At 69.8% G+C, this 26,368-nt stretch carries 21 protein-coding genes; 9 read left to right on the top strand and 12 right to left on the bottom strand.

What is annotated here, in order from left to right:
• The first annotated feature begins 155 nt into the window (after window positions 1-155).
• The gene (lpdA, locus tag AC07NS_RS04085; RefSeq protein WP_494593538.1) at window positions 156-1,559 is read left to right on the top strand and encodes a dihydrolipoyl dehydrogenase; all 1,404 of its coding nucleotides are present in this window, start codon (window positions 156-158) and stop codon (window positions 1,557-1,559) included.
• A 93-nt stretch (window positions 1,560-1,652) separates the two neighbouring features.
• Here lpdA and AC07NS_RS04080 read toward each other — a convergent pair whose 3' ends face one another.
• The gene (locus AC07NS_RS04080; RefSeq protein ID WP_494601634.1) at window positions 1,653-2,465 is read right to left on the bottom strand and encodes a hypothetical protein; all 813 of its coding nucleotides are present in this window, start codon (window positions 2,463-2,465) and stop codon (window positions 1,653-1,655) included.
• A gap of 323 nt (window positions 2,466-2,788) precedes the next feature.
• On the opposite strand from AC07NS_RS04080, the gene AC07NS_RS04075 reads away from it, so the two are divergent.
• Window positions 2,789-3,082 (top strand): GIY-YIG nuclease family protein, encoded by a 294-nt coding sequence (locus tag AC07NS_RS04075; protein ID WP_494601633.1) that lies wholly within the window; start codon window positions 2,789-2,791, stop codon window positions 3,080-3,082.
• Between the two features lie 178 nt (window positions 3,083-3,260).
• Here AC07NS_RS04075 and AC07NS_RS04070 read toward each other — a convergent pair whose 3' ends face one another.
• Window positions 3,261-5,267: a methyl-accepting chemotaxis protein gene (locus AC07NS_RS04070; protein ID WP_494601631.1), complete on the bottom strand. Its 2,007-nt coding sequence runs from the start codon at window positions 5,265-5,267 to the stop codon at window positions 3,261-3,263.
• Window positions 5,268-5,518: 251 nt separating this feature from the next.
• On the opposite strand from AC07NS_RS04070, the gene AC07NS_RS04065 reads away from it, so the two are divergent.
• Window positions 5,519-7,477, top strand: a complete 1,959-nt coding sequence (locus AC07NS_RS04065) for a sulfatase-like hydrolase/transferase (protein ID WP_494601630.1) — start codon at window positions 5,519-5,521, stop codon at window positions 7,475-7,477.
• A gap of 182 nt (window positions 7,478-7,659) precedes the next feature.
• Here AC07NS_RS04065 and AC07NS_RS04060 read toward each other — a convergent pair whose 3' ends face one another.
• Both AC07NS_RS04060 and AC07NS_RS04055 read right to left on the bottom strand, forming a co-directional pair.
• Window positions 7,660-8,574: a tyrosine recombinase XerC gene (locus AC07NS_RS04060; protein WP_494601629.1), complete on the bottom strand. Its 915-nt coding sequence runs from the start codon at window positions 8,572-8,574 to the stop codon at window positions 7,660-7,662.
• A gap of 140 nt (window positions 8,575-8,714) precedes the next feature.
• A complete protein-coding gene (locus tag AC07NS_RS04055; protein WP_494601627.1) occupies window positions 8,715-9,395 on the bottom strand; it encodes a DUF484 family protein in 681 nt (226 codons plus the stop codon).
• Between the two features lie 135 nt (window positions 9,396-9,530).
• Between AC07NS_RS04055 and AC07NS_RS04050 the strand changes: the two genes are divergently transcribed.
• Window positions 9,531-11,693 carry a primosomal protein N' gene (locus tag AC07NS_RS04050; RefSeq protein ID WP_494601626.1) on the top strand — a complete coding sequence of 721 codons (2,163 nt, stop codon included), beginning with the start codon at window positions 9,531-9,533 and terminating at the stop codon, window positions 11,691-11,693.
• A gap of 158 nt (window positions 11,694-11,851) precedes the next feature.
• Here AC07NS_RS04050 and AC07NS_RS04045 read toward each other — a convergent pair whose 3' ends face one another.
• On the bottom strand, window positions 11,852-13,408 hold the full coding sequence (locus tag AC07NS_RS04045; protein WP_494601625.1) for an MDR family MFS transporter: 1,557 nt from the start codon (window positions 13,406-13,408) through the stop codon (window positions 11,852-11,854).
• A gap of 312 nt (window positions 13,409-13,720) precedes the next feature.
• Here AC07NS_RS04045 and AC07NS_RS04040 point away from each other — a divergent pair, with 312 nt between their 5' ends.
• Window positions 13,721-14,206, top strand: a complete 486-nt coding sequence (locus AC07NS_RS04040; RefSeq protein ID WP_494601624.1) for a copper chaperone PCu(A)C — start codon at window positions 13,721-13,723, stop codon at window positions 14,204-14,206.
• Window positions 14,207-14,317: 111 nt separating this feature from the next.
• Window positions 14,318-16,435 carry a M13 family metallopeptidase gene (locus AC07NS_RS04035; RefSeq protein WP_494601623.1) on the top strand — a complete coding sequence of 706 codons (2,118 nt, stop codon included), beginning with the start codon at window positions 14,318-14,320 and terminating at the stop codon, window positions 16,433-16,435.
• A 192-nt stretch (window positions 16,436-16,627) separates the two neighbouring features.
• Here the strand turns inward: AC07NS_RS04035 and AC07NS_RS04030 are convergent, their stop codons facing one another.
• Window positions 16,628-17,533, bottom strand: coding sequence for an alpha/beta fold hydrolase (locus AC07NS_RS04030; protein WP_494601622.1), 906 nt, complete (start codon window positions 17,531-17,533; stop codon window positions 16,628-16,630).
• 75 nt (window positions 17,534-17,608) lie between these two features.
• Here AC07NS_RS04030 and AC07NS_RS04025 point away from each other — a divergent pair, with 75 nt between their 5' ends.
• Together AC07NS_RS04025 and AC07NS_RS04020 are read left to right on the top strand one after the other, a co-directional pair.
• On the top strand, window positions 17,609-18,043 hold the full coding sequence (locus tag AC07NS_RS04025) for a DUF488 domain-containing protein (protein WP_494601620.1): 435 nt from the start codon (window positions 17,609-17,611) through the stop codon (window positions 18,041-18,043).
• Window positions 18,040-18,633, top strand: coding sequence for a class I SAM-dependent methyltransferase (locus tag AC07NS_RS04020; protein WP_494601619.1), 594 nt, complete (start codon window positions 18,040-18,042; stop codon window positions 18,631-18,633). Before AC07NS_RS04025 ends, AC07NS_RS04020 begins: the two co-directional genes overlap by 4 nt.
• Window positions 18,634-18,810: 177 nt before the next feature.
• On the opposite strand, the gene AC07NS_RS04015 is transcribed toward AC07NS_RS04020, so the two are convergent.
• Entirely contained in the window at window positions 18,811-19,599 is a 789-nt protein-coding gene (locus AC07NS_RS04015; RefSeq protein WP_494601618.1) for an SH3 domain-containing protein, read from the bottom strand.
• Between the two features lie 112 nt (window positions 19,600-19,711).
• Between AC07NS_RS04015 and AC07NS_RS04010 the strand changes: the two genes are divergently transcribed.
• Window positions 19,712-20,569, top strand: coding sequence for a crotonase/enoyl-CoA hydratase family protein (locus tag AC07NS_RS04010; protein WP_494601617.1), 858 nt, complete (start codon window positions 19,712-19,714; stop codon window positions 20,567-20,569).
• Window positions 20,570-20,719: 150 nt separating this feature from the next.
• Here the strand turns inward: AC07NS_RS04010 and AC07NS_RS04005 are convergent, their stop codons facing one another.
• From AC07NS_RS04005 to AC07NS_RS03985, 5 genes are all read right to left on the bottom strand, one after another.
• A complete protein-coding gene (locus AC07NS_RS04005; RefSeq protein WP_494601616.1) occupies window positions 20,720-21,184 on the bottom strand; it encodes a hypothetical protein in 465 nt (154 codons plus the stop codon).
• Window positions 21,185-21,203: 19 nt separating this feature from the next.
• Window positions 21,204-22,730 (bottom strand): hypothetical protein, encoded by a 1,527-nt coding sequence (locus tag AC07NS_RS04000; RefSeq protein ID WP_494601615.1) that lies wholly within the window; start codon window positions 22,728-22,730, stop codon window positions 21,204-21,206.
• A 90-nt stretch (window positions 22,731-22,820) separates the two neighbouring features.
• A complete protein-coding gene (locus AC07NS_RS03995) occupies window positions 22,821-23,399 on the bottom strand; it encodes a hypothetical protein (RefSeq protein WP_494601613.1) in 579 nt (192 codons plus the stop codon).
• Between the two features lie 44 nt (window positions 23,400-23,443).
• Complete coding sequence (locus tag AC07NS_RS03990) at window positions 23,444-24,862, bottom strand: serine hydrolase (protein ID WP_494601611.1); 1,419 nt, start codon at window positions 24,860-24,862, stop codon at window positions 23,444-23,446.
• A gap of 337 nt (window positions 24,863-25,199) precedes the next feature.
• Complete coding sequence (locus AC07NS_RS03985) at window positions 25,200-26,312, bottom strand: SGNH/GDSL hydrolase family protein (protein WP_494601609.1); 1,113 nt, start codon at window positions 26,310-26,312, stop codon at window positions 25,200-25,202.
• Between the last annotated feature and the right edge of the window lie 56 nt (window positions 26,313-26,368).

The following is a 26,368-nucleotide window of genomic DNA, read 5'->3' as shown; positions in this document are numbered from 1 at the left end:
CTTGTCCGATCACGACTAAGCACGAAAAACGGGTTCCGTTTTGTCCCCCGCCGCACTAGGAGTAGCCCCGCCTCGGCAAGGCCTGCCAACGCGTCTTGCCGACCCTATATTTTGTCCGGCGCCGGTCCGGCGCGTTGCTCCAAGGCGAAGATCCCATGGCCCAATACGACGTCGTCATCATCGGGGGCGGTCCCGGCGGCTACAACGCGGCGACCCGCGCCGGTCAGCTGGGCCTGAAGACCGCGATCGTCGAAGGCCGCGGCAAGCTGGGCGGCACCTGCCTGAACGTCGGCTGCATGCCTTCGAAGGCCCTGCTGCACGCCTCGGAATACTACGAAGCCGCCGCCGGCGGCGAGTTCGCCAAGCTCGGCATCGAAGTGAAGCCGAAGCTGAACCTCGACCAGATGATGGCCCAGAAGGCCGAGAGCGTCGAAGCCCTGACCAAGGGCGTCGAGTTCATCATGAAGAAGAACAAGGTCGAGTACGTGAAGGGCTGGGGCCGCATCGACGGACCCGGCAAGGTCGTCGTGAAGGCCGAGGACGGTTCGGAACGCGTCCTCGAGACCAAGAACATCGTCATCGCCACGGGCTCGGAGCCCACCCCGCTGCCGGGCGTGACCATCGACAACGCCGGCCGCATCGTCGACTCGACGGGCGCCCTGTCGCTGCCGACGGTTCCGAAGAGCCTGATCGTGGTCGGCGCCGGCGTCATCGGCCTGGAGCTGGGTTCGGTGTGGCGTCGCCTCGGCGCCGAAGTCACCGTCGTCGAGTACCTGGACCGCATCGTGCCGGGCACCGACACCGAAGTGGCGACCGCCTTCCAGAAGATCCTCACCAAGCAGGGCTTCAAGTTCAAGCTGGGCGCCAAGGTCACCGGCGCGGCCGACAAGGGCAAGCAAGCTGAACTGACCCTCGAGCCGGTCGCCGGCGGCCCCGCCGAGACCCTGCAGGCCGACTACGTGCTGGTGGCCATCGGCCGTCGCCCGTTCACCCAAGGCCTGGGCCTGGAAACCGTGGGCATCACCCCGGACAAGCGCGGGATCATCGCCAACGACCACTACAAGACCGGCGTCGACGGCATCTGGGTGATCGGCGACGTGACCTCGGGTCCGATGCTGGCCCACAAGGCCGAGGACGAGGCCGTGGCCTGCATCGAGCTGATCGCGGGCAAGGCCGGCCACGTGAACTACGACATCATTCCGGGCGTCATCTACACCAAGCCGGAAGTCGCCACCGTCGGTAAGACCGAGGACGAACTGAAGGCCGCGGGCGTCGCCTACAAGGTCGGCAAGTTCCCGTTCCTGGCCAACAGCCGCGCCAAGATCAACCACGAGACCGACGGCTTCGTGAAGGTGCTGGCCGACGCCAAGACCGACCGCATCCTGGGCGCCCACGCCGTGGGGCCCAACGTCGGCGATATGATCGCCGAGATCTGCGTGGCCATGGAGTTCGGCGGTTCGTCGGAAGACGTCGCCCGCACCTGCCACCCGCACCCCACCCGCTCGGAAGCCCTGCGCCAGGCGGCCATGGGCGTCGAAGGCTGGACGATGCAGGCCTAAGACTGGGCAGGCTTAAAGAAAAGGGCGGGCCCGGAAGGCTCGCCCCGTTCGAAGATCGGAAAGCCCCGCCGACCACGGCGGGGCTTTTCTTTTTCAGGCAACGGCCTCGGCGGCGACCGAAAGCGGCAGCGGCGGGGCGTCGAGCGTGCGGGTGTACAGCATGGCGACGCTGGCGTTGCCTTTCGTCAGCGGCGGCATGTGGTCGCCCTGGTAGCCGGTGATGTATTGGCTGACGCCGCTCCAGTCCAGGCCGGCGGGCATATGCTTGTTGCTGAAGTAGACGGCGACCTCGACGTTGACCTTGAGCGGCTCCGACGAGTGCGGGCGGCGCACCAGCACCTGGCCCAGCAGGGGCGTCGCGCCCTCCGCCTCCAGCGACTTCGCCGCGATGATGTATTGCCAGGAGCCGGCGACGCTGCCGCTCACGCCTGAAAGGTTGAGGACCTCCAGGCTCGCGATCGAACTGGTGGTCGTGTTGGAAATCGTCTGGCTGCTGCCGATCGAGACGCTGGGCCCCGACGGCGAGAAGCCGATGCTTCCGTTGAAGCTGTAGCTGAGCGAGTCGCTGTAGGTCGTCGTCGTCACCGTCGTGTCGGGCGAACTGAGGATCAGTTCCACGGGCGGCGGCGGCTCGTTGGGCGTGTTGAAGTCGATCGTGAGGCCGTAGCCGACGGGCGGACGGTTGCCCTTGTTGACGGTCAGCGAGCTCTGGCCGACCAGCTCGATCAAGAAGTAGTCGTAGATGTCGGTCTGACCCGTCGGCTGGACCGACACCGCCTTGCCCGTGACGGACATCGTGGACTGCCAGACCCCGACCTGAGCGTTGCCGATCCAGGTGTCGCTCAGGACGTAAGGGACGGTGGCGATGTCGGCGAAAAGGTTGTCGGTCGTCGTTCCGGTAGACATTTGCGGTTCCCCCAATGGATGACGCGGTGCGTCCGGCGTGTTCTGGCCGGGCAATCAATCTTAAATTGCGCGACCGTTTTGGCCGCGCAACCGGATCGGCGGGGGGAGGCTCAGATTGAGACGCCTGGTCGAAGTCGGGTCCACCGGGCAGCCCCGACGACTGCCCGGTGGACCCACCGATGGTGGTGAACCGGCGGAAGTCTCCGATCAAAAAAGCTCGTCATCCCGGCCGAAGCGCAGCGAAGAGCCGGGACCCAGGGGCCGCCGGCATTGCTTTGGCAGTCTCATGATGTTTCTATTTTGTTCTCAGCATCGAGGGCGAAATGGAGCGCGTTTCCTACGTCTATATCCTCGCGAGCGATCGCAACGGGACGCTCTATGTGGGCGTCACCAACGACCTGTCGCGTCGGGTGTGGGAGCATCGTGAGAAGCTGGCGCCCAGTTTCACCCGCAAATACGGCGTCACGCGGCTGGTCTGGTACGAAGTGCATGATGAGATCGGCGCGGCCATCCAGCGCGAGAAGCTGATCAAGCGCTGGCGGCGGGTGTGGAAGCTGGAGCTGATTGAGCGGATGAACCCGCTGTGGCTGGATCTGTACGAGACCCTGAACTGCTGAACGGCGATGCGCTTGGCCCCTGGGTCCCGGCTCTACGCTGCGCTTCGGCCGGGATGACGGGCTTTTGTGCACGAGCGACTGGTCAAACAAAAACCCCGCCGGTTCGCACCGGCGGGGCTGGTAGTCATGAGGAGGATACGCCCCCGATACGCGGGGCGGTACGCGCACTAAATCGGGATCAGAACTCTTCCCAGTCGTCGCTGCTGGCGGCCGGGGCCGACGAGGCGAAGGCGGCGAGCTTGGCCTGGGCCGAGCGGACCGGGTTGACGCCCGGGCGGCTGTCGGCGCCGGCCAGCGACACGGGGGCCTTGGGGGCGGGACGGGCGGCCGGGCGCGAGACCGGCGGCGGGGCCGCGCGGCGGGTCGAACCGCCGCTGGCCGAGACGCGGGTGGCCTCGGCGCCGGCGACGCGGAAGCGCGAGATCATCTGCATCAGGCCGTTGGCTTCGCCCTTGAGCGAGTGGCTGGCCGCGGTCGACTGCTCGACCATGGCGGCGTTCTGCTGGACGGTCTGGTCCATCTGGTTGACGGCGGCGTTGACCTGGTTGAGGCCGGTGGCCTGCTCCTGGCCCGAGGCCGCGATCTCGCCGACCAGGGCGTCGATCTCGCCGACCTTGGAGACGATGGCCTGCAGGGCCTCGCCGGTCTGGCCGACCATCGACACGCCCTGATTGACCTGCTGCGACGAGGTCGAGATCAGGGTCTTGATCTCCTTGGCGGCTTCGGCCGAGCGCTGGGCCAGGGCCCGCACTTCTTGCGCCACGACCGCGAAGCCTTTGCCCGCATCACCCGCACGGGCGGCTTCGACGCCGGCGTTCAGGGCCAGAAGGTTGGTCTGGAAGGCGATCTCGTCGATGACGCCGATGATCTGGCTGATCTCGCTCGACGACTTCTCGATCTGCTGCATGGCGTCGACGGCGCCCTTGACCACGACGCTGGAGCGTTCGGCGTCGGCGCGGGTCGAGCCGACCACGCGGGCGGCCTCCTGGGCGCCGGCCGACGAGCGGCGGACCGTGGCGGTGATCTCGTCGAGGGCGGCGGCGGTTTCTTCCAGGCTGGCGGCCTGCTGCTCGCTGCGGCGCGACAGGTCGTCGGCGGCCGAGGCGATCTCGTCGCTGCCCGCGCCGATGCCGTTGGCGGCATGGACGATGGTGCGCATCGCGTCTTCCATCTGGGCGATGGCGCCGTTGAAGTCCGATTGCAGGCGCTTGTAGTCGGCCGGGAAGTCGGCGTCGACGCGGTAGGTCAGGTCGCCTTCGGCCAGGCGGTTCAGGCCGGTGGCGATCTCTTCCATGACGAAGGCCTGCTCCTTGGCGGCGGCTTCGCGGACCTGCTCGTTCTTGCGACGCTCGGACTCGGTCTCGGCGGCGGCGCGCTGCTGGGCGGCCTCGGCGGTGCGCAGGGCCAGAGCGTTGTCCTTGAACACCTGGACCGAGCGGGCCATGGCGCCGACTTCGTCGCGACGCTCGGCGCCGACCACGTTCACGTCGACGCTGCCCTGGGCCAGGACTTCCATGGTCTTGGACAGGCTGATCAGCGGGCGCGAGATCTTGCTGCGGCCGATCCAGACGGCGAAGGCCAGGGCGGCGGCGGCCGAGACCAGGCCGAACAGCAGGGTGATGGCGATGCCGGTCGAGGCGTCCTTGCGGGCCTTCTCGACGATCGCCTGGGTGTCGGCCGAATGCTTGTCGGTCCAGGCCGAGACGTCCTTGGTCAGACCGGTGATGTCCGGATCGATCACGGCCATGACCATGATCGCGGCCTCGTTGGCGTCCTGCAGGCCCAGGTCCGCGCCCTGGCGGCCGCTGTCGTAGACCTTCTTGAAGCGGCTGCGGAAGCCGGCGATGTCCTTGGCGGCGCTCGGGTCGGCCTTGACGACGGCGTCGAGGCGCTCGTTGCCGCTCTTGAAGTTGTCGTCGATTTCCTTGGAGGCGGCGTTCGCGGCTTCCGACGAGCCGCTGTTGGCGACGGTGCGGTAGGCGGCGTAGCCGATGGCCGAGACGCGACGGTTGAAGCGGGCGGTTTCCAGTTCGGCCGGGGCGCGCTGCTCGACGATCCGCACGACGGCGGCTTCCAGCTTCTTCTGCTGCCACACGCCCACGCCCACGCAGGCGACGGCGACCAGCGCCAGCACGATGGCCGGCAGCATCACCTTGGTGGCGATCTTCAGATCGTCGAGTTTCATCAGGCGGTCCCGCTTTCAGCGTTCCTCCGAACGCCGCAGCGCGGCCGGAGGTGTTTCATCTTTGGACTTCACCAAGCGGGGTGCGCGGTAAAAGCGTGGTTAAGCCGAGGGTTTTCCTTATCTCCCGCGACCGCTTGTCGCAGATCGTCGGTCGGGCGCCCGACCAAGTGTGAAGGCGAGCACAGTTCCGTTGCAATTTTAGCGTCAGCTTTCGATCCAGGGCGAACGCGCCCGGACCTGGGGAGGCGACCATGGCCCAACGGCCCAACATCCTGCTGATCACCTGCGACCAGTACCGCTTTCCACGCTTTTCCTACGGACCCCTGCACGGGCTGGACGAGGACCTGAAGGCGGTGCTGGGCTTCCAGCCGCTGGAGCCGCGTAACAGCTACGCCGACCACTTCCCCGGCCTGCTGGCGCTGCGCGACAACGCCGTGCTGCTGGCCAACCACACGGTGGCGGCCAGCGCCTGCACGCCCAGCCGCACGGTGATCTACACCGGCCAGTACGGCACGCGGACCGGCGTCACCCAGACCGACGGCCTGTTCAAGAGCGGCGATTCGCCCAACTTCCCGTGGCTGGCGGCCGACGGGATCCCCACCCTGGGCAGCTGGATGCGCCAAGCCGGCTACACCACCCACTATTTCGGCAAGTGGCACGTCAGCGATCCGCCGGACCACTCGCTGGAGGCCTTCGGCTTCGACGACTGGGAAAAGAGCTGGCCCGAGCCGCATGGGGCGGCGATCAATAATCTGGGCCTCTATCGCGACGCCGGCTTCACCGACTCGGCCTGCGCCTTCATCCGCCGCCAGGCCCTGGCGGTGAACTACGACCGGGCGGTGGCCACCGCCCAGTCGATCGACCCCTACGCCTCCGGTCCTGATCCCTCCGACCTGAAGCCGTGGTTCGCCGTGGCCTCCTTCACCAACCCGCACGACATCGCCACCTATCCGGCGGTGATCGGCCAGGCCCTGCCCACGCCCGACGGCGGCGGCGTGCAGGGGATCTTCAACCCGCTGACCGTGCCCCTGCAGGGCCAGAGCACCCCGGCCCCGACCGCCGGTACGGCGACCATCCCGCTCAATCCCGGCGGCTTCCCGCAGGAATGCGGACACGTGCCGCCGACCTGGAACGAGGACCTGTCGACCAAGCCCTCCTGCCAGCACGACTACGCCTGGAAGATGGGCCTGGCCCTGAACGCCAAGACCGGCTTCAACGTCGCCCGCGCCCTGCCGACGACCAGCGAGCAGCAGGCCCTCGAAGCGGCGGCCGACATCGCCCTGCAAGGCCCGATCCCGTTCCAGCTGACCGACGATCCGCGCGGCGGGGTGAAGGCCTTCGTCCAGCTCTACGGCTGGCTGCACAGCGTGGTCGACGTCCACATCGCCGCGGTGCTGAAGGCGCTGGAGGAGACCGGCCAGGCGGACAACACCATCGTCGTCTTCCTGTCGGACCACGGCGAATACGCCGGGGCCCACGGCATGATGATCGAGAAGTGGCACACGGCCTATCAGGAGGCCCTGCACGTGCCGGTGGTCGTGCGCTTCCCGCCGGCCCTGGCCAGCATCGAGACCCCGGACGGCGTGCCGCTGGCCAAGGACGCCCTGACCAGCCACGTCGACATCCTGCCGACCATACTGGGCCTGGCCGGGGTGCACGAGGCCGAGCGCGACGCCATTGCCGGGGTGCTGGCCAAGACCCAGCCCGTGCCGCCGCTGCCGGGCGTCAACCTGGCCCCGCTGATCCGCGGCGAGACCGACAGGGTGATCGAGCCCGACGGCTGCGAGCGGCAGGGCGTGCTGTTCATCACCGACGACGAGATCACCGCCCCTTCGCCGCCGCTGAACAATCCGCACAACACCAAGTGCGAGAAGGAGTTCGCGGTGTTCGACGTGGCTGTGCAGAAGCTGCGCGACGGCCGCCCCGGGCGTCCGCCGATCGACCTGGCCCCCGGCTCGGTGCGTCAGCCCAACCACGTGCGCTCGGTGCGCACCCAGCGTTTCAAGCTCAGCCGCTATTTCGACCCGTCGGGCAAGGCCGGGCAGGAGTGGGAGATGTACGACCTGCTCGACGATCCCAACGAGGCGGTGAACCTCGTCTATGTGGAGGCCAACCCGCCCCGGGCGCGGCTGGACCCGGCGTTGCAGCCCGAGGTGGACAGGCTGGCGGCGCTGCTGGCGGCGCTGGAGGAAAGGGATTTGACGAACTGACGGTCTTTCGCACACCGCCAAAACCTCCCGTCATTCCCGCCCTTGTGGCGGGAACCCCTGGTTCCACCCGCATGTGAGGCGCAAGCGGCGTGCTCAGCACGCCGCCTCATCCGCCCTTGCGGCTGACAGAGGGTTTCCCGCCACAAGGGCGGGAATGACGGGAAGAGGGGGAGCGAGGCGGCCTAAGCCCGCGGATGCGCCTTGCCGTAGGCGGCCAGCAGGCCTTCAGCGTCCACCTGGGTGTAGCGCTGGGTCGTTGACAGCGAGGCGTGGCCCAGCAGGTCCTGGATCGAGCGTAGGTCGGCGCCGGCGCTCAGCAGGTGGGTGGCGAAGCTGTGCCGCAGGGCATGAGGCGTGGCGCGGTCGGAGAGGCCCAGGCGCCCGCGCAGCAGTTGCATGGCCGCCTGCACGTGGCGGGGCGACAGCGGACCGCCGCGCTTGGCTCGGAACAGCGGCTCGTTCGGCGCCAGCACGAAGGGCAGGGTGGCGACATAGGCGTCCACCGCCGTGCGCACGGCGTCGAGCACCGGCACGATCCGGGTCTTGCCGCCCTTGCCGGTGATGCGCAGGGTCTCGGCCAGCGGCGCGTCTGCGCGGGTCAGCGACAGGCCTTCGGAGATCCGCAGGCCGCAGCCCCAGAGCAGGGTCAGCACCGCCTCGTCGCGGGCGGCTTCCCACTCGTCGCGGTCGGGGTCGATGGCGATCTCGGTCAGCAGGCCGCGCGCCTGGTCCTCGGAAACGGGACGCGGTGCGCCGATCTTGATGCGCGGGCCGCGCACCAGGCCGATGGCGGCGTTGGGCGTATCCAGGCGCGCGTCGAGAAAACGGTGGAAGGCGCGGATCGAGGACAGCGACTGGCTGACCGAGCGCGGCGACAGCGGATGGTCGCCCGAGCGCCGGAAGGCCAGATAGGCCCTAAGGTCGGCGGCCGAGACGGCGCCGAGGTCCTTGAGCGACAGGCCGCCGCCGTTGTGGCGCTCGATGAAGTTCAGATAGGCCAGCACGTTGTCGCCATAGGCCCGCACCGTGCGCGGCGAGGCGCGGCGCTCGTCGGCGAGGTGGGTCAGCCAGGCGGCCAGGGCTTCGCGGGCGAGCATCTAGATCCTCCCCCTGTGGGGGAGTTGTCGGCGAAACCGACGGAGGGGGGAGTGGGTGATGGTCGTCCAGCTCTCAGATAGCTGAAACCGCCCCCCCTCCGGCCCTCTGGGCCACCTCCCCCAAAGGGGGAGGATCTTGGCTAAGGAACCGGCCAACGTTCGGCCGTGCGCTCGACGACGCGGGCCAGGAAGGCCACGAGGTCGGAGCCCATGTCGGGGGTGAAGGCTTCGGGGTCGGTCGAGCCGAACGCCAGGACGGCCTGGCGCGAGGGCTCCCACAGGGCCATGCGGACGATGGCCATGCTGCGGATGGTCTCGAACTTGTCGCCGAACAGGCCGAGCGCCGGGGCGAAGAAGCCCATGCGGGCGACGCCGTGGTCGCCCATGATCATGTCGACCTGGCCGTCGACCAGGGCGTGCCAGCCTGCCGGAACGCGGGCCGGGCCTTCCAGGGCCAGGGTCCCGGCGGCGAGGCTGAAGCGCAGGGCGGCCATCTCGTCGACCCGGCGGGCCAGATCCGAATGGTTGCGGGCGTCGAGCAGGTCGATGACGGCGGCGTGCACCTGGGCCTGGGCCGACATGTTGGCCTCCGCGGTGGCCTCGATGGTCTTGCGCACCTGGGCCTCGCGTTCGCGGGCGGCGGCGGCGCGGGCGATGGCGACGTGGCCGAACTCGACGACGTTGCCGCCGTCGAGCTTGAGCCCCAGGTCGCTGAGCAGGTCGGCGTCGTCGCGCAGCATGTCGGGCTGTTCGCGCAGGAAGTCGCGGACCAGATCCGGATCGATCTGCGGCTGGATCATCGCCTGGCTGGACTCGCTCATTACCCCTCGTCCCTCACTGCGCCTGCACGCCTCAGGCGAGCCGATGAAGCCCTGTTTCGGTTAACGCCGGCTTGATGAGCTGAGCTGAACCCCCATCTCGACGCGGCGCCGTTTCTGGAGCAGAAGGCGGGTCTCATGCCGCGCATCGCCTCCGTCCTGCTGCCCATGCCGCTGCCCGAGGCCTTCGACTACGCCGAGCCGGAGGGCCTGGCGCTGGCCGTCGGCGACCACGTGGCCGTGCCGCTGGGCCCGCGCACCGTGCGCGGCGTGGTGACGGGATTGCGCGAAGGCGCGGGCGGCAACCGGCCGCTGAAACCGGTCCTGCACCGGGTGGACGACCCGCCCCTGCCGGCCAACGTCATAACCTTCGTGGAATGGGCCGCGCGCTATTCGGTGGACGTTCCCGGCTGGCCGCTGGCCATGGCCCTGCGCGGCCTGCGCCACCCGACCGCCAAGCCGGAAAAGGCCGTGGTTCTGACCGGCGTCCAGCCCGGCCGCATGACGCCCGCGCGCCTGAAGGTGCTGGCGGCGGCCGAGCATGGCCCGATGAGCGCCGCCGAACTGGCCCGCCAGGCCGGGGTCTCGGCCGGGGTGGTCAAGGGGCTGGTCGACGAGGGGGCGCTGGAGGCTGTGCTGGTCGCCGCCGACGACTCGGTGGCCCAGCCGGACCTCTCCCTGCCGCCCCAGACCTTGAACCCGAGTCAAAAGGCCGCGGCCGATGTGATGGCGGAGATGCTGGCGGCCGGCGGCTTCCAGGCGGCGCTGCTCGACGGGGTGACGGGCTCGGGCAAGACGGAGGTCTATCTGGAGGTCGCCGCCGCCGCCCTGGCCGCCGATCCCGCCGCCCAGGTGCTGGTGCTGCTGCCCGAGATCGCGCTCACCCAGGCCGTCATGGCCCGCTTCGAGCAGCGGTTCGGCGCGGCGCCGATCGAGTGGCACTCGGGCGTCTCGCCGCCGCGCCGCCGCCGGGCCTGGGAGGCCGTGGCCGACGGCCGGGCCCGCATCGTCGTCGGCGCCCGCTCGGCGCTGTTCCTGCCGTTCACGAACCTCAAGCTGATCGTCGTCGACGAGGAGCATGACGGCTCGTTCAAGCAGGAGGAGGGCTTCATCTACCAGGCGCGCGACCTAGCCGTGGCCCGCGCCAAGATCGAGAAGGCCCTGGTGGTGCTGGCCAGCGCGACGCCGTCGCTGGAGAGCCTGTGGAACGCCCAGTCCGGCCGCTATCGCTGGCTGCGCCTGGGCGCGCGCCACGGCACGGCGCAGCTGCCCGACGTGCACCTGATCGACATGCGGGCCAGTCCGCCCGAGCCCGGCCGCTGGCTGTCGCCGACCCTCGTGAAGGCCGTGTCGCTGACCCTGCAGAAGGGCGAGCAGAGCCTGCTCTTCCTCAATCGCCGGGGCTATGCGCCGCTCGTTTTGTGCCGGGCGTGCGGCGAGAAGCTGAAGTCGCCCGACAGCGACAGCTGGCTGGTCGAGCACCGCTATACCGGGCGGCTGGTCTGCCACCTGACCGGCTTCTCGATGAAGAAGCCCGAGGCCTGCCCGCACTGCGGGGCCAAGGACAGCCTGGTGTCGATCGGCCCGGGCGTGGAGCGGGTGGAGGAGGAGGCGCGCTACCTGTTCCCCGACGCCCGCATCGCCGTCTTCTCGTCGGACACCGTGTTCGATCCGGCGGGCGCGCGGGCGCTGGTGGATTCGATGGTCGCCGGCGAGATCGACATTCTCGTGGCCACCCAGGCCGCCGCCAAGGGCCACAACTTTCCGAACCTCACCCTGGTGGGCGTGATCGACGCCGACCTTTCATTGAGGGGCGGCGACCTGCGGGCCGGTGAGCGGACCTTCCAGCTGCTCGCCCAGGCCACGGGGCGCGCCGGGCGTCACGAGAAGCCGGGCCGCGCCTATCTCCAGACCTACGCCCCCGAGCACGCGGTGCTGCAGGCCCTGAAGGCCCAGGACCGCGACGCCTTCGTCGAGGCCGAGATGGCCATGCGCGAGGAGGCCGGCCTGCCGCCGTTCGGACGCTTGGCCGCGGTGATCGCCTCCGGCCCCGACGCCGAGGCGCTGGAGGCCTATGTCCAGGCCCTGGCCGCGGCGACGCCCAATGCCGAGGGGGTGGAGGTCTACGGCCCCGCCGATGCGCCGCTGGGTCTGGTGCGCGGCCGGCGGAGGAAACGCTTCCTGGTGCGGGCGGGGCGAAACGTCGACCTGCCGGGCTTCATGGCGGCGTGGCGGGCGCGGGCCAGGATCCCGAACTCGGTGCGGGTGACGATCGACATCGACCCGTATTCGTTTCTCTGAGGGAGCGAGGTCGTCCCGAAAGATCCTCCCCCTCTGGGGGAGGTGGCGCGGAGCGCCGGAGGGGGGACGTTTTCAGCCGCTGCCGAGCGTGGCCGATTTCGCAGCCGCTCCCCTCTCCGTCCGCTGCGCGGACACCTCTCCCACAGGGAGAGGGTCTTTTATTCCTTCTCCAGCACCGGCTCCTGCGTCGGCATGCGCGAGCGCAGCGGCAGGGCGGGGACGAAGAAGATCACGATCACGCCCAGCACGATCACCGCCAGGGCCGCCTGCATCACGCCGCTCACGGCGAAGGACAGGGCCTGGCCCAGGGCCGGGTCGCGATGGCCGCCGGCGACGCCGGTCTCCAGCGCCAGGCCTTGCAGGGCGCCGAGATCCAGCTTGCCGCCGCCGTAGTTGGCGAGATGCGTGGTCAGCAGGGCGCCGGCCACCGCCACCCCGACCGTCGAGCCGATCTGGCGGAAGAACTGGTTGGAGCTGGTGGCCACGCCGATGTCGCGCGGGGTCACCGCGTTCTGGGTGGCCAGGTTGAAGAGGCTGTGGTTGGGGCCAAGGCCGATCCCGACGATCAGCAGCAGCAGGCACAGCCACGGCAGGGCCAGGGCCGACAGGTGGGTCATCGGCAGCACGCCGATCAGCAGCAGGGCCGCCCCGCCCAGCATGAACGGCTTGTACTTGCCGGTCTTGGTGACCAGCAGGCCCGAGACTGACGAGCCGACGATCATCCCGCCCATCAGCGGCAGCATGGCCAGGCCCGAGGTGGTGGCGTCCACCCCCAGGCCCAGCTGCATGTAGAGCGGCAGGAACACCGCCACCCCCATGAAGGCCATGGAGATCAGGAAGGCCGCCAGGTTGGCGGTGACGAAGGTGCGGTTGGCGAACAGCCGCAGCGGCACGATCGGGTTGGAGACCTTGCCCTCGACATAGACGAAGAGGACGAGCGCCAGCGCCGCGCCGACGAACAGGCCCACGCTCTGGGGCGAGGCCCAGGCGATGTCGTGGCCGCCGAGGCTCAGCGCCAGCAGCAGCGGCACGAAGGCGGCGATCAGCAGGGCCGCGCCCAGGAAGTCGATGTTTCCCGAGCGCTGGTGCGGCAGGGCCGGCATCTTCACGATGATCATGAACAGCGACAGCAGGCTGAGCGGCAGGTTGACGTAGAACACCCAGCGCCAGCCGGCGACCACGTGGCCCGCCAGGGTGACGGTGCCGTGGTCGGTGAAATAGCCGCCGATCAGCGGGCCCAGCACGCTGGAAAGGCCGAACACCGAGCCGAAGATGCCGGCGAACTTGCCCCGCTCGCGCGGCGGATAGAGGTCGGCGATGATGGCGAAGGCGGTGGTGAACAGCGCGCCGCCGCCGATGCCCTGCAGGGCGCGGAAGACGATCAGCTGCACCATGCCGTTCATGCCGGCGATCGTCCCGAACTCGCCCGACAGGCCCGACAGCCACGAGCCGACCATGAAGATCGAGATGCCGATGATGAGGATCGGCTTCCTGCCATAGATGTCGCCCAGCTTGCCCCAGATCGGCACCATCACCGTCGAGCTCAGCAGGTAGGCGGTGGTCACCCAGCTATAGAGCGTCAGGCCGTGCAGCTCGGAGATGATCCGCGGCATGGCGGTGGAGACGATGGTCTGGTCCAGCGCGCTGAGCAGGAAGACGATCATCAGGCCGGCCAGGGTGGTGCGGCGTTCGGCGTCGGTGAATTGGCCGGTCATGCGATGGTCCGTGGAGCGTGGTCGCCCCGCCTAGCACGGTTCGTACTGGAAGGCGGAGAGGGAACGGCGATCTCGTTCGCAGAGCGGTGATCAGATCCTCCCCCTGTGGGGGAGGTGGCGCGAAGCGCCGGAGGGGGGACGTTTTCAACCGCCGCCGCATTGGCCGATGCTGGCGGGACTTCCCTCTCCGTCGGCTTCGCCGACACCTCTCCCTTCAGGGAGAGGGTCTCGAGAACCAATCCAACTCTCGGTTGCTCGCCCCGCGCGCCGGGGCGGCGTAAGCGTCTCCAGCCCTCCATGGAGACCCCGCCCATGCGCCGCCTCGCTCCGTTCCTCGCCCTCCTGGCCCTGACGCCGATCGTCGCGACGGCCGCGCCGCGCGGGGCGCCGGTGTCGGTGCGCGAGGCCAGGGCGCGGCCGGCGCCGGCGGGGATGAACGGGGCCGGCTACCTGACTCTGGTCAACACCGGCGATCGGCCTGTGACCCTGGTCCGCGCCGAAAGCCCGTCGGTCCGCGAGGTGATGATCCACCAGACCCGGATGCAGGGCGGCGTCGCCTCGATGAGCGGCATGGGCGAGGGCGGCGTGGTCATTCCGGCCGGCGGCAAGCTCGTCTTCGGTCCCGGCGGCCGGCACTTCATGCTGATGGGACTGCGGGCGGAACTGACGCCCGGCGGTCGCCTGCCGCTGACCCTGGTGTTCGACGACGGTCGCCGTGTCGAAGCCCGTCTGGCGATCCAGCGCAACGCGCCGCGACCGGCGGTTGAGGTTCCGCCCGCTCCGCCGCATCGCCACTGACCAGGCAAACGGCGCCGGCCCGCTTTCCGGCAAACATGACAGAATTTTAAGGCAGGAAATTTCAGCGTCCGGCGCAGATTGCCGCGGGTTTTCCAACGGATCTGCCTTTCGATGAAAAAAGCTTGGTTCGGCGCCGCCGCGGCGGTCGCCCTTTCGATGTCCGCCTACGCCGCCCAGGCTCACGAGGAACACGCCTGTCTCGACGACGCCTGCACCGTGCAGTCGCTGTTCGCTCAAGCCTCCGACGCCGGCGGCGGCGCCGAGGTTTCGCTGGAGTCGCCGCGCTACGGCGCCTGGGGCTTCGACCTCACCGGCATGGACACCTCGGTGAAGCCGGGCGACGACTTCTACAAGTACGCCAACGGCAAGTGGGACGAGGTCACGACCATTCCGTCCGACCGCGTGCGCTACGGTAATTTCGATCGCCTGTCGGAGCTGTCGGAAGCCCGCACCCGCGCCATCATCGAGGGCGCCGCCGCCGGCAAGACCACCGACGCCGACAGCGTCAAGGTCGGTGCCGCCTACAAGGCCTTCATGGACGAGGCCCGCATCGAGGCGCTGGACGTCGCGCCGATCGCCGGCGAGCTGCGGCAGATCCGGGACGTAAGGACCAAGAACGACTTTACCGCCCTGATGGGCAAGAGCCCGACCACGGCCTTCTCGTCGATCCTGGGCCTCTACGTCGCGACCGACGCCAAGAACCCGACCCGCTACGCCGTCTATGCCGGCCCCGGCGGCCTGTCGCTGCCCGATCGCGACTACTATCTCGACGCCAAGTTCGCCGACAAGAAGGCCGCCTACGAGCTCTATGTCGCCAAGATGCTGACCTCGATCGGCTGGGAAAACGCGACGCAGAGCGCCAAGGCCGTGGTCGAGTTCGAGACCAGGCTGGCCGAGGCCAGCTGGACCCGCGTCGAGCGCCGCAACCGCGACAAGACCTACAATCCCAAGACCTGGGCGGAGCTGCAGGCCCTGACCCCGGGCTATGACTGGAACCGCTATCTGGTCGGCTCCGAGCTGCCCAAGCTCAACCGCGTGGTGGTGACCACCGACACGGCCTTCCCGAAGTTCGCCAAGATCTATTCGGAAACCCCGCTCGACACCCTGAAGGCCTGGCAGGCGTTCAAGGTGGTCGATGGCGCGGCGCCGCTGCTGTCCAAGCGCTTCGCCTCCGCCAACTTCGAGTTCCGCGGCAAGACCCTGTCGGGCCAGCCCCAGCAGAAGCCCCGCTGGAAGCGCGGCGTCGCCCAGGTCAACGACATGCTCGGCGAGAGCGTCGGCAAGGTCTATGTGGCCGAGTACTTCCCGCCGGAGTCGAAGGCCAAGATGGTCGACCTGGTCGGCAATCTGCGCACGGCGCTGAAGGCCCGGATCGAGAACCTCGACTGGATGGGTCCGGAGACCAAGGAACGGGCGCTGGACAAGCTGGCCAAGTTCACCGTCAAGATCGGCTATCCCGACAAGTGGCGCGACTATTCCAAGCTGGAGATCCGCGAGGGCGACGCCTACGGCAACAGCCTGCGCGCCAACGCCTTCGAATGGCGCCATGACGTCGAACGCCTGAACCAGCCGGTCGACAAGACCGAGTGGGGCATGACCCCGCAGACGGTCAACGCCTACTACAACTCGGTCAACAACGAGATCGTGTTCCCGGCCGCCATCCTGCAGGCGCCGTTCTTCCATCCGGACGCGGATCCTGCCGTCAACTACGGCGGCATCGGCGGGGTGATCGGCCACGAGATCGGCCACGGCTTCGACGACCAGGGCCGCAAGTCCGACGGCGACGGCGTGCTGCGCGACTGGTGGACGGCCGAGGACGCCGCCAAGTTCGAGGTCCAGAAGACCAAGCTGGGCAAGCAGTACTCGGCGTTCGAGCCCTTCCCGGGCGTGCACGTCAACGGCGACCTGACCATGGGCGAGAACATCGGCGACATGGGCGGCCTGTCGTTCGGCCTGGACGCCTACCACGCCTCGCTGAAGGGGCAGCCGGCCCCGGTGCTGGACGGCTTCACCGGCGACCAGCGGGTCTATCTCGGCTGGGCCCAGGTGTGGCGCCAGAAGAGCCGCGACGACGCGCTCAAGCAGCAGATCGCCAGCGATCCGCACTCGCCGGCCTATTATCGCGTCAACGGCACGATCCGGAACCAGCCGGGCTGGTACAAGGCCTACGACGTCCAGCCGGGCGACAAGCTCTACATCGCGCCGGAAGAGCGCGTGAAGATCTGGTGATTTGAGAGAGACCCTCTCCCCGTGGGAGAGGTGTCGCCGAAGGCGACGGAGAGGGGAGTGGCTGCGAAGCCAGCCCAATCAGCGAAAGCTGAAAACGGCCCCCCTCCGGCCCTTCGGGCCACCTCCCCCAGAGGGGGAGGATCTGAACGAACGACCCCCGGGCCTCACCGCTCGGGGTTTTTCTTTGGAAGCTTAGGTCGCCGCCTCGAAGATCGCCTCTCGCACCAGGTCGGGGCGTTCCATCGGCAGGAAGTGGCTGGTTCCGGCCACGGTTTCGATGCGCACGGCCTTGCCGCGGCGGGCGAAGGCGGCGCCGTCGCCGGTGCGGCAGGTCGAGCCGTGCTCGGCCTTGAGGATCCGCACCGGGCCGCGGAACTCAGCCACCGCGCGCCAGGGATCGTGGCCCTGGGCGGCGTAGTTGGAGGCTTCCCAGGCCGGGGTGCAGGCCAGCTCGACCTTGCCGTCGGGCCGGTCCCTGAAGCCGCCGCCGACATAGTCGGCCAGCATCGCCTCGGGCCAGGACTTGAAGGCGCCACGGCCGCGATAGGCGTTGAAGGCGGCCTCGCGGCTGTCGAACACCTCGCGCCGGCGGGTGGCGGCCTGGGCGATCGGCAGGCGCTTCCACAGCCGTCCCGAGGTCCAGGGGGCCTTGGCGTAGAGGGCCAGCATGCGCGGCATGACGACGGGATCGAGCAGGACGAGGCTGGAGACCTTGCCCGGGGCCTGGGCGGCGGCCAGCAGGCTGACCGTGGCGCCCATCGAATGGCCGGCCAGCACCACCGGCGCCTGGTCCAGCGCCTGGAGCAGGGCCAAGAGGTCGTCGCGCAGGTCGAGCCACGAGCGGCGGCCTTCCGGATCGGCCTTCAGCCGGCTGTCGCCGTGGCCGCGCTGGTCGACCGCCAGCACCCGAAGGCCCGCCGACAGCGGGGCCAGCAGAGTGCGGTAGGTCTGGGCGTTGAAGCCGTTGGCGTGGACGAAGACGACGTCCACCGCGCGGCTGGGCGGACCGAAGTCCAGCGCCGCCATCTCGCCGCCGCCGGCCGGGCTGTCGATGGCGATCAGGCGCCGCTTGGGTTCGCGAAAGACGGCGGCGTCCATAGGCCCGAGGTTCCTTCTTCGTCGACTTGCGCCTTAAGGTAGGGGCGGGCAGCCCCGCCGTCCAATGGAGCCGCGATGAATCCGCTCGCCACGATAGGCTATGAGACCGACACCCAGGCCGGGATGATCGGGCGCCTCAAAGCCGCGCAGGTCGAGCTGGTGGTCGACGTGCGGGCCGTGGCCTCGTCGCGCAAGGCCGGCTTCTCCAAGACGCTGCTGGGAAACAGCCTGCAGGCCGAGGGCATCGGCTACCTGCACCTGCAGCCGCTGGGCACGCCCAAGGCCGGCCGCGACGCCGCCCGCGCCGGTCGGGTCGGCGAGATGCACGAGATCTTCCTGGCCCATCTGGAGGAGCCCAAGGCCCAGGTGGCCCTGGCCCAGGCCACCGAGCTGGCCGGCGAAAAGCGCATCGCCCTGCTGTGCTACGAGGACGACCCGGCCTGCTGCCACCGCCGCCTGGTCGCCGACCGCATCCGCGCCAGCCTGAAGTGCGAGGTCGTGGACCTGTGACCGACGCGGTGCTGGCCGGCTACGAGGCCGACGGGGCGACGCTGGCCGAGCGGTTCGAAACCATAGATCCAGTAGGGCTCTACGCCCCGGTCGCGGGTTTCATTCCGAAGACGCCCGCGCGGATCGCCGATATCGGCGCCGGGACCGGGCGTGACGCGGCCTGGCTGGCGGGGATGGGCCACGCGGTGGTCGCCGTCGAGCCGGCGGCGGCCCTGCGCGAGACGGGACGGGCGCTGCGGCCCGACCTGGCGTGGATTGACGACCGCTTGCCGGATCTGGTGGGGCTGTCGGGTCCGTTCGATCGCCTGCTGCTGAGCGGCGTCTGGCAGCACCTGGACGATGCCGCGCGGGCGATCGCCCTGCCGAGGCTGGCGGGTCTGCTGGCGCCGCGCGGGGTGCTGATCATGTCGCTGCGCCACGGTCCCGGCGCGCCGTCGCGGCCGGTGTGGCCGGTGGACGTGGAGCGGACGATCGCCCTGGCGGAGGGTGTTGGACTGCGGCTGGTCCACCGGGCCGAGGCGGCCTCGGTGCAGGCCGGCAACCAGGCGGCGGGCGTGACCTGGACGTGGGTGTGTCTGGAGAAGCTCTAAGACTACGCGCTGAAGGTTCGTCATCCCGGCCGAAGCGAAGCGCAGAGCCGGGACCCAGGGGCAGCCGCATTGAGCCAGCTAGCGACGAAGGCGATGAGCCCGCCGCCGCGCCCAGTCCCCTGGGTCCCGGATAGCCGCTGCGCAGCTTCCGGGATGACGAGGTTTTGAGCTGAGAGCTTAAACCGCCATCAGCTGCCACTCGCCGCGGCCGTCGCGGCAGGCGCTGTAGCGCTCGGTGGTCGGGCGCTGGCCGCTGGTGGCGACCGAGGCGGCGATGGTGCGGCACGAGGGCGGCGGGCCGTAGTTGCTGGCGTTCAGCAGCGAGGCGGAGACATAGCCGGTCCCATAGCCGCCCCGGCCGACCAGCAGCCAGTTGGAGCCCGGGGCGCCGCCCAGGACCTCGACCCGCTCGCCGGCCTTCAGCTTGCCGACCACGCTGCCGCTGGTCGACGGGCCGCTGCGCAGGTTGGCGGTCGAGCGGGCGGTGTAGTCGGCGCCGACGGCGTCGTAGCTGGGCAGCTGCTGGATGTTGCGCTCGAAGCGCAGGCTGTCTCCGGCGATCGGCGGGCCGTAGCTGGACGAGACCACGTCGATGCGGCCCGAGGCGCCGGTGCGCGGGTTGCTCCACACCTGGGCCTGGCCGGTCTCCAGCGCCTTCTTGGTGGCGGCCTGGGCGCGGGCGGTGTCGGTCGACTGCATGCGGCAGCCGATGTAGGAGCCCGCCGCCGCGCCGGCGGCCGCGCCGACCAGGGCGCCGAGGCCCTTCTCGTTCTTGGCCACCTGGGTGCCCAGCAGGGCGCCGACGCCGGCCCCGATCAGGGCTCCGCCCTCCTGCTTGCCGCCGGTGGCGTCACACGAGAACAGGCCGCCCAGCGGCTTGCTCTGGGCCAGGGCGGGAAGCGGGGCGGCCAGGCCCGAGGCCAGGACGGCGCCGATCGACAGGGCGGCGGCGAAGGGCTTGCGCATTTTTGTCTGCTCCTTGCGAGGGGCGGGCGTTTGGGGGATCGGCCCGCGGGATTTGACGTCGCCGCCGTCGCCCGTGCTATCGTTCAGGTGAACAACGATAAGGGAGGCGACGATGGGTAATGGAACACCGGCCGATTATAGCTGCTTCACAGTAGAGATCGAGGCCGGCGTCGCCCACCTGAAGCTGATAAGGGCGGAAAGCTTCAACTCCATGACGCGTTCGTTCTGGCGTGAGCTGCCGGCGATCGTGAACGACCTGGACCAGCGGGGCGGGGTGCGGGCGATCGTCATCTCCTCGACCGGCAAGCACTTCAGCGCCGGCATGGACCTGTCGGTGTTCGCCGACGAGGGGATCACCGGCGGCGAGCCGGTGGATCGCCATGTCGCGGCCGAGGCCTTCCGCCACAAGGTGAAGGGACTGCAGGAGACCTTCTCGTGCCTGGAGCGGGCGCGGATGCCGGTGATCATGGCCATCCAGGGCGGCTGCATCGGCGGGGCGGTCGACTTCGCCACCGCCTGCGACATCCGTTACGCGACGTCGGACGCCTATTTCGTGATCCAGGAGATCAACATCGGCATGACCGCCGACGTTGGCACCTTCCCGCGGCTGTGCAAGCTGATCCCCGAGGGCTGGGTCAAGGAACTGGCCTATACCGGCCGCAAGCTGCCGGCGCAGAAGGCCCTGGAACTGGGCCTGGTCAACGCCGTGTTCGACAGCCACGAGGCGGTGGTCGCCCACGCCCTGGAGACCGCCCGCGAGATCGCCTCCAAGACCCCGCTGGCGGTGACCGGCAGCAAGGTGATCATCAACTACGCCCGCGATCATTCGGTCGCCGACACGCTGGATTACCTGGCCGTCTGGCAGTCGGGCATGCTGGCCGGCCCGCACATGGCCGAGGCCTTCGCGGCGAAAGCCGGCAAGCGCGAGCCGGTCTATCCCGACCTCGCGCCGATCAAGGCGGGGATCTAGGGCGCTTTCTCCTCCCCCGCTCGCGGGGGAGGAGGACCGCGAAGCGGTGGAGGGGGCGAGACTGGGTGCCGTGCCGGCCGTCGCCCCCTCCGTCACGGCGCTGATAGCGCCGCGCCACCTCCCCCGTTGCACGGGGGAGGAGCATGCCGCCTATTCGCCGCTCCTCACCACCACCGGCAGGCCCGCTTCTGGAACAGGCAGGGCCGGGCCGGGCGTGACTCCGGCGACCTGGAACCAGTGCGCCCCCGCGCGGTAGCCGAACGACCAGTAGCCGGCCGTCTTCGACCCCGCCGGCGGGGCCAGGGTGCGGTCGGGGGTCCAGCCGGCGTCGCGGGCGGCGTGGTCGTAATAGGTTTCGATCGCCGCGCGGGTCTCGCCGACCTGCGCGCGGTAGGTGACCGTGTCGCCGCCCCCCGGCAGGCCGGAGGCGGCGGCCGTCTCGGCCAGGCCCGTCTCCACGACCCGCTGGTAAGGATCGTCGGCCTGGTCGAGCGACAGGTCGCGCGCCTCGACGAAGCCGGCCGGCGGCGGAGGTGGCTGCCGTGGCGGCGGAGCGGTCCCTGGTCCGCAGGCGGCCAGGGCGAGCAGCAGGAGCGTCGGAGCGATACGGCGCATCATGATCCCGGGCGGGCCGTCAGGGCTTGGCCTGCCTGACGACGGTGCTGAGGGCGGTGTTGTAGGCGCTCTTGGAGTTGCTGCCCACGGCCTCCTCGCCGGTCTTGGGATCGGTGGGCACGGCGGCCAGGTCCATCGCCTTGCCGGCGGCCGACGGGTCATCCTGCAGGGCCTTCAGCGCCGCGTTCGTGCCGATCGTCACCCATTCCTTGGCCACGGCGGCGGCCGCGCCGACGCCCTTGCCGCCGACCCCGGACTTGTCGACGATCGTCAGCCCGCTCTTCAGCACCGCGCTCAGCAGTTCGGCCTGCTCCTTGCGGTCGGTGGTGATCGAGGCGGCCGCCGCCTGCACCCCGCCGACATAATGGCCCAGGGCCGCGGCGTTTTCGTAGCGCTCGACCTGCGAGCCGTTGGGCAGGGTCACCTGGGTGGTGGCCTCGAAGCGGTCGATCGGGTTCTCGGCCTTGCCGCCGCCGACCTGCAGCTGCTGCATCATGTCGGCCAGGGGCGCGGTCTGGCCGTCGTTCAGCATCTGCTTGGCGTAGGTGGCGAAGGCCGTGCCGTCGCGGGTCTCGGCGTTGAAGGCCAGTTCGCGCACGACGCCGGAGACGTCGCTCCCCAGCACGCTGGTCAGGCCCTGCGCCATCGTGCGGGTCGCCGCGTCGCGGTCCATGACGCTGATCCCCAGCAGCAGGTTCTGCTGGGGAACATCCTTGAGCACCGCCGAGCCCTCGGCGAACAGCCGGGCCTTGAAGTCGGCGTTGGTCGACTGGGCGCCGGCCTCGAGGATCCCCTTGTAGGTCGAGGCGTCCAGCGTGGTGGAATTGGTGTGGGACGCGCCCGCGCCGCTCATCGAGGCGACGGTGCGTGAACTTTCGACCCGGTTGATCGAGGCGTCCAGCACGCCGCGCAGCTGGTCGGGCGTCAGGGCGTCGAAGGCCTGCTGGGCGGAGGCCGGATCGCCCTTCAGGCTGGCCAGCACCTCGCCGACTGCGGCGGCCTCGGCGTCGCCGTGGCTGGTGATCTGGGTCGAGCCCATCAGGGTGAAGGGGCTGGTGGTATCGGCTGTGTGATCCAGGGTCGAGGCGGCCTGGGCCTGCACATAGTCGACCTTGACGTCGGACGCGGCGTGGGTGGCGATCGCCTGGCTCAGGGCCTCGACGTCGGCCTTGCCGTGATAGTCGCCGCCGGCCTTGGCGAAGGCGTCCGAAAGCTGCTTGAGCTGGGCGCCGTCGAGGTCCTTGGCCATCTCGACGAAGAAGTCGCGCTTCTCGTCGGCCGACAGCCCGCCCAGGCCAAAGCCCTTGCCGTCGTTGATCTCGCTGGCGAGCTTGTCGAGCGTTCCGTCCTTGGCCAGGGTGTCGATGGCGGCCTTGGCGTTGGCGGAATCCAGCTTGGTCAGGGCGCCGACGGCGTTTTTCACATCGCCGTTGGTGATCGGGTTGAAGAACCCGCTTTCCAGCGACTTGTGGACGCTGTCGACGGCGTCCTGCGAGGGCGGCGGGGTCTGGCGGGTGGGAACCGAGGACGAGACGGAGTCGAGCATGGCGGCGGCGTCCTTGTACGCGCCGCCCGGGGCTCCGGCGGCGCCGGCACTCTCCGCGCCAGGGCCGTCGGCCGCCAGCTAGGGAATTCCCTAGATCTTGCGGGTGATCTCGATCGCCTGCCAGCCGGCGTTGGGGCCCTGGCCGTCGGGATCGAAGCTGTAGTGCACGGCGCGCCAGCCGTCGGCGACGCTGCGGTGCCAGCCGATCGCCTTCCAACCTTCCGGATAGTTCAGCGTGTCGTCGAAGTCGGGCGCGCCCAGAGGCGAGCCGAGCACGACCTCGCCCTTCAGCCGCTCGACGGTGGCGGTCGGATCGGCGGGTTGGAAATAGACGCGGCACTCGGAGGTTCCGCCGAGGTCGGCGACGTAGATCAGGGCGGGGCGGCCGGCGATCTCGCCCTGGCGGACCTCCTGCAGGCGGGCCGCGCCCTTGCCGAGCAGCAGGGCCGGCACGGCCTCGCCCTTCAGCGCCGTCCAGTCGGTGGCGCGGGCCTTGCGCAGGATCTCGCCGTGCGAGGCCGGGGCGATGCAGACGTCGCGGAAGGCCGCCAGCTCGCTGTGCAGGTCCGGCGGGGCGACCGGCGTCCGAGCCGCCGAGACGGCCAGGGCGGTTCCGCCGGCCAGGGCTGCGGTTGCGATGACTGCGGCGGCGAGGGTGCGGGTCTTCATGATCTCAGGTTGTGTCGGCCTGGCCTCTCCCGGTCAAGCCCGGTTCAGCTTGCCGCCGCTTCCAGCGCCTTCAGGCGGTTGACGGCGTTGGTGTTGCCGGGATCCAGGGCCAGCGAGCGGCGGTAGTGGATGATCGCCGAAGCCTTGTCGCCGTTGGCCTCGTAGGCGTCGGCCAGGCTGTCCTGGGCGTTGCCGCTTTGCGGATAGAGTTCGGCGGTCAGCTTCAGAACCACCAGGGCGGTCGGGGCCTTGCCGAAGGCCAGCAGGCGGTAGCCCCAGTCGTTCAGTTCGTGCTCGTCGGGCTTGAAGGCCGGGTCGCGGCGCAGGCGGGCGACGACGGCCTCGGCCTCTCCCGGCGGAGCGGCGGCTAGCTGCGCGCGCAGGGCCGCGACGCCGGTCAGGGTCATGCCGGGGACGAAGCCCTGGGCGATCTCGTCGATCAGGTCTTCCGGCGTCGAGCCGGCCAGGTTGCTGAGGATCCCCACCCCGACCTTGGCGTCGGGATAGAGATAGACGGCGTTTCGGCTGCCGCCGGTCATGCCCACGACCAGGCGATCGGGGCGCTTGAGCACCAGCCAGCCCAGGCCCCATTGGCCCGGCTTGCCGTCGGTGTAGGACACCGGGGTCCACATCGTGGTCTTGGCGGCGTCGCCCAGCAGGCGGCCGTCCATCAGGGCGATCATCCAGCGGCCCATGTCCTCGCCGGTGCTGTCGAGGCCGGCGGCGGCGCGGGCCAGGGGCGAGAACACCTCGCGCCGCACGGCCGGCTGGTCGGGCGTCTCGCGCTTGTAGCCGTAGGAGACGGTGCGCCCGGGGCTGGGGTCCAGGCTGTCGCCGTAGCGCGAGCGGGTCATGCCGGCCAGGGCGAACTGCTCGCCGCCGAGCGGTTCGGAGACGGGGCGTCCGTGCAGGCGGTCGATCGCCATCTGCACCAGGGCGTAGTTGGTCTGGCAGTAGTGGAACCGCTCGCCGGGTGGAAACAGCACGGGCGCGGCCATGGCCTGCTTCCAGGCGTCAGCCTCGGAAACCGCGCCGTCCTTCTGGCGGGGCACGAAATCGGGCAGGCCCGAGGTGTGGCTGAGCAGCCGGCGCACGGCGATCCCGCGCCAGGTCTCGGGGAGGTCGGGCACATAGGCGCCGATCGGCTGGTCGAGATCCAGCCGCCCGGCCTGCACCTCGCGCATCGCCGCCACGCCGGTGAAGGCCTTGGTGATCGAGTTGATGGGGAAGGTCGTCTCCCCGGTCACCGGCGTCTTGGCGGCCAGGTCGGCGACGCCGTAGGCGCGGGAGAGGACGATCTTGCCGTCCTTGACCACCACGACCTGCAGGCCGGGGATATGCCGCTCGGCCATGGCCCGGCGGACGACGGCGTCGGCCCTGGCCACCGGATCGGCGGCGGGCGCGGCCTGGGTGATGGTCGGCGCCAGTAGCGCGGCGGCGCAGATCAGCGGCGTCCAACTCATGTCGAGATCCCCCTCGCGTTGCGGCGCGCAGAGGATCAGGCGCGGACGGGGGAGCCCAGTTAAGTTTTGGTCATGGGGTGAGTACTCTGAACCCTCTCTCTTAGAGAGAGGGAGGGGCCCGCCGCGCAGCGGTGGGAGGGTGAGAGGTTTCACTGCCGGCAGGCAAACCTCGATCCCCGCTTCAATGCCTGTCAGTCTTTCGTCCTGGATGTGAGCGCCTCCACCCTCGACGCCACAGCCAGACCCTGGCCGCGCCTCGTCCGGATAGTTTGTTACCTCTCACCCTCCCACGCCTTCGGCGTGGGCCCCTCCCTCTCTCAAAGAGAGAGGGTTTCCGTCATCGTCCCAGCCAGATCTCCGGGTGCTGATCCAGAAAGCCCGACACGCGGGCCGAAATCCCCTGCTGGTCGCGGGCCGAGGGGTGCCAGTCGCAGGCGGTCAGTTCCATGTCGCCGACGGGGATGACGGCCAGGCGGGTCTCGCCGGCGGCCCTCAGGCTTTCGGCGACCCGGTCGACCTGGGTGGCGATCTCGTTCTCGGCGCTGGGCGGGGCCAGCAGGATCAGGAAGGCCTGGGGCTGGCGGGCGCGGATCGTCTGGGCGAAGCGGGCGTAGGTGGCGACATAGTCGTCGCGCAGGGCCTGGCGGTCCTTCCACGGCTCGCCCGGCTTCAGGGGCGTGGAGAAGTCGTTGGTGCCGAGGTTGATGACCACGGCCTGCGGCGTCCAGTCGTAGGGCTCGTAGGGAATGTCGGCCGCCAGCAGGGCCTTGGGCCAGGCCAGCGGCAGGGTGTCGCCGGCCATGCCGCCGTAGTTGCGCACGATCCCGCGGCCCGAGATCGCGTTGACCTGGTAGTCGGCGCCGAAGCGGCGGGCGGTCAGCGGGCCGAAGGCGATCGTGTTGTCAGTCGTGCTCCACACCTCGTCGGGCGTGCAGGCGCGCTTGTCCGAGGCGTCGCCGTAGCCGACGCTGTGGGAGTCGCCGACGAACTCGATCTGGCGGCGGGGCGCGGTCAGCGGCAGGGCTTTTCCGCCATTGGGGCCGCTTTCCAGGAAGAAGCCGCCGAAGCGGGCGGGGCCGGCCTGCATCTCGCCGACCACGGCGGCGCGCACCATGTGGCGGCCCGGGCCGAAACCGTCGAGGCGGTAGAGGCCGGGGGCGGGCTTGACCAGCCGACCGGCCGGGGCGCCGTCGATCGACAGGTGCAGGATCTGGTCGCCAGCGCCGACCTTGATCAGCACGGATGGACCCTCGAAGGCGGCCTCGAAATGGACGCTGGGCCACTGGTAGGTCCAGCCGTCGGCCCCCGCCGCGACCCGGCCGCCGGCCAGGGCGGGCAGGGGCGTCAGGGCGGTGGTTTCCGGATTGACGGTCAGGCGGAGCTGGGCGGCCGCCGGCGAGGCGCATAAGGCGGTCAGCGCGATGGCCGTCAGAAGTCCCCGAAGTCTCATGGCGCATCCCCGTTGCCTGTGCGGACGTCGGGTGTAGCGGGCGGGGTGAATAAGAA

The sequence above is a fragment of the Caulobacter sp. GW821-FHT10A10 genome (assembly GCF_059415745.1).
This window is presented reverse-complemented; position numbering and strand designations above follow the sequence as displayed.